Origin of the sequence: Okeania sp. SIO2F4, assembly GCF_010672385.1 — a bacterium.
Lineage (GTDB): Bacteria > Cyanobacteriota > Cyanobacteriia > Cyanobacteriales > Microcoleaceae > Trichodesmium.
The window spans coordinates 1-2,425 of sequence record NZ_JAAHGT010001193.1 but is presented as its reverse complement, the minus strand read 5'-3'; the positions used below and the strand labels follow the sequence as shown (position 1 = coordinate 2,425).

Below are 2,425 nucleotides of genomic sequence, written 5' to 3'. Positions count from 1 at the left end.
ACCACAAGAGGGATGGTTGCGATGACGACATGTTAATATATATTAAATAAATATATATATATATATACGTATATATACGTATATATATTTTATAGATATATATACGGAAATATGTGCGGAATGTGGGATTAAAACTTCTGAGAATTTTTGGAGTCTTCCTTTTTAGGTTTCCAAAAATACTCCTATAGAACGGAATTTTTGATAACGCTGTTTTCGACGTTCTTCACTACTCAACTGGCTTAATTCGTCTAGACTTCTCAATATGGCATTTTTGAGATTTTCCGCTGCCTGTAACGGGTTAGCATGAGCGCCACCATTGGGTTCTGGAACTACATCATCAATAATTCCTATCTTTTTTAAATCCCAGGAAGTTATCTTCAAGGCATCTGCTGCTTGAGAAGCCTTGCTAGCATCTTTCCAGAGAATAGCTGCACAAGCTTCAGGGCTAGCAACTGTATATATAGAATGCTCTAGCATCAGTAATCGATCGCCTACTCCCACACCTAACGCTCCACCTGAACCACCTTCTCCAATCACTGTACAAATTATTGGTACATCCAAATGAAACATTTCTCTTAGATTATAGGCGATCGCTTCTCCTTGTCCTAATTTTTCTGCTTCTATACCTGGCCATGCTCCTGGAGTATCAATAAATGTCAAAATTGGCATTCCAAAGCGATTGCCATGATCCATAAATCTGATTGATTTTCGATATCCTCCTGCTGAGGCCATACCAAAATTACGAGCTACATTATCTTTTGTATCTCGTCCTTTTTGATGACCAATTATTACTACTGGTCTTCCATTTATTCTGGCCAAACCTCCTACTATTGCTGGGTCATCACTACCACCACGATCCCCATGCAACTCTATCCACTCATCACCAATAGCTTGAATGTAATCAAGAGTGCTTGGTCGCCTGGGATGGCGGGCTAACTGTAGTCTTTGCACGGGGGAAAGACCACTAAAAATTTCTTGACGTAGTTGAGTTGCTTTTGCTTCTAGTTGATGAATTTGCTCAGAAACATCTACACTACTGCAATCTTTAGCTAGTTCACGAATCTGATTTATACGGTTTTCTAATTCTGCCAGAGGCTTTTCAAAATCTAGTAGAATTTTACGTTCTGATTTAGGCACACGAAGTTTCTTATTTTAGGTTGCACAATTACATACATCTTTGAAATCCTCCCGGGCTGTTAGGCCAGGGAATTCCTACTGAGCCTTAGCTCAAGGACGGGTTGACGTTTCATAGGCTGCTGCTAACAGATTAGCTAGTTTTTCACTTGCCTCTACGTCCCTTTTATGTCTCGGACTGCCCGCCCGCGACAATAATACTATAGCTTATCTCTCCTACTTAATCAATCAAAAGTTGCCCTAAAAGGGCGAGGCTTTAGATCGAATTTTTTGGTAAGTTTAGCACATTTGACCAGTTTTTTGATTAACGTAGTAAAGTCATCCATAGAGAAGCATCTACAATTCCATTTGGGTGTTGTTGATATTTTCTTTGAGCAGCCTTAACAGCAGCTTGAGTTTTCGGGCCAAATACTCCATCAACTTTTCCCTTTAAAAAACCTTGGACTTTTAGGCGTTGTTGTAATCCTCTAACTGCATCACCTCTCATACCAATTTTTAGAATTGGCAAATGAATATTAGAGGTTTCTGTATTTGATTCAATTTTTGGGGGAGAGTCGTTAGTTGTGGCAGGTGAAGTTTGATTTTGGGAACAATTACAATTTAAGTTTGTATCTTCTTGAATTGTAGTTCCATTGGTATAATTATAATTTTTGGCTGCTGGTAATAAACGGTTCCATGTATTTTGGTCAACTATTCCATTTTGCATTAATCCTACAGATTCTTGAAATTTAACAACTGCAGCAGCAGTAGTGTCAGAATATACTCCATCTACCTGCCCAAAGTAATATCCTAATAACTTTAAAACTCCTTGTAATTGTAATACTTCTTCTCCCTGACTACCTGCTTTAAGTGTTGGTCGATTAATAGTAATAGGTATAGAATTAGTTTTTACAGGTATTTGTCCCCACATAGTGGTGGCACTACTTAAATTAATTACGAATAAACTAAAACAGCTTAAACCAAATATCCAGCTTGAACTTTTGCCAAGTTTGACTGCTCTCCCAATTAAGTTTCTTAACATTACACTTAGGTATTCATAAAGTTACAGTTTTTTTATATCTAAGAAATATCTCGTTCCTGTTTTATATCTCAAATAAATTCACTGGGGTCAAAATTGTGGAATTTCATCTCTCATAAAGATTACTAAGATTACTAATAAACAGGAATATTTAGGCAAAATTAATTAGATTTTTTTTCCATGAAATTAAAGCCAGAATATCAGGTATTCAACAATTAATTATTACCTCTTATGATAACGGATAGGATTGACTAAAAGGATTTTTTTTTTGTA

At 36.6% G+C, this 2,425-nt stretch carries 2 protein-coding genes; both read right to left on the bottom strand.

Annotated features, from left to right (window positions below):
* Positions 1-162 precede the first annotated feature (162 nt).
* Positions 163-1,137, bottom strand: coding sequence for an acetyl-CoA carboxylase carboxyl transferase subunit alpha (gene accA / locus F6K22_RS38735; protein ID WP_293110243.1), 975 nt, complete (start codon positions 1,135-1,137; stop codon positions 163-165).
* A 301-nt stretch (positions 1,138-1,438) separates the two neighbouring features.
* Positions 1,439-2,155: a peptidoglycan-binding domain-containing protein gene (locus F6K22_RS38730; RefSeq protein WP_293110241.1), complete on the bottom strand. Its 717-nt coding sequence runs from the start codon at positions 2,153-2,155 to the stop codon at positions 1,439-1,441.
* Between the last annotated feature and the right edge of the window lie 270 nt (positions 2,156-2,425).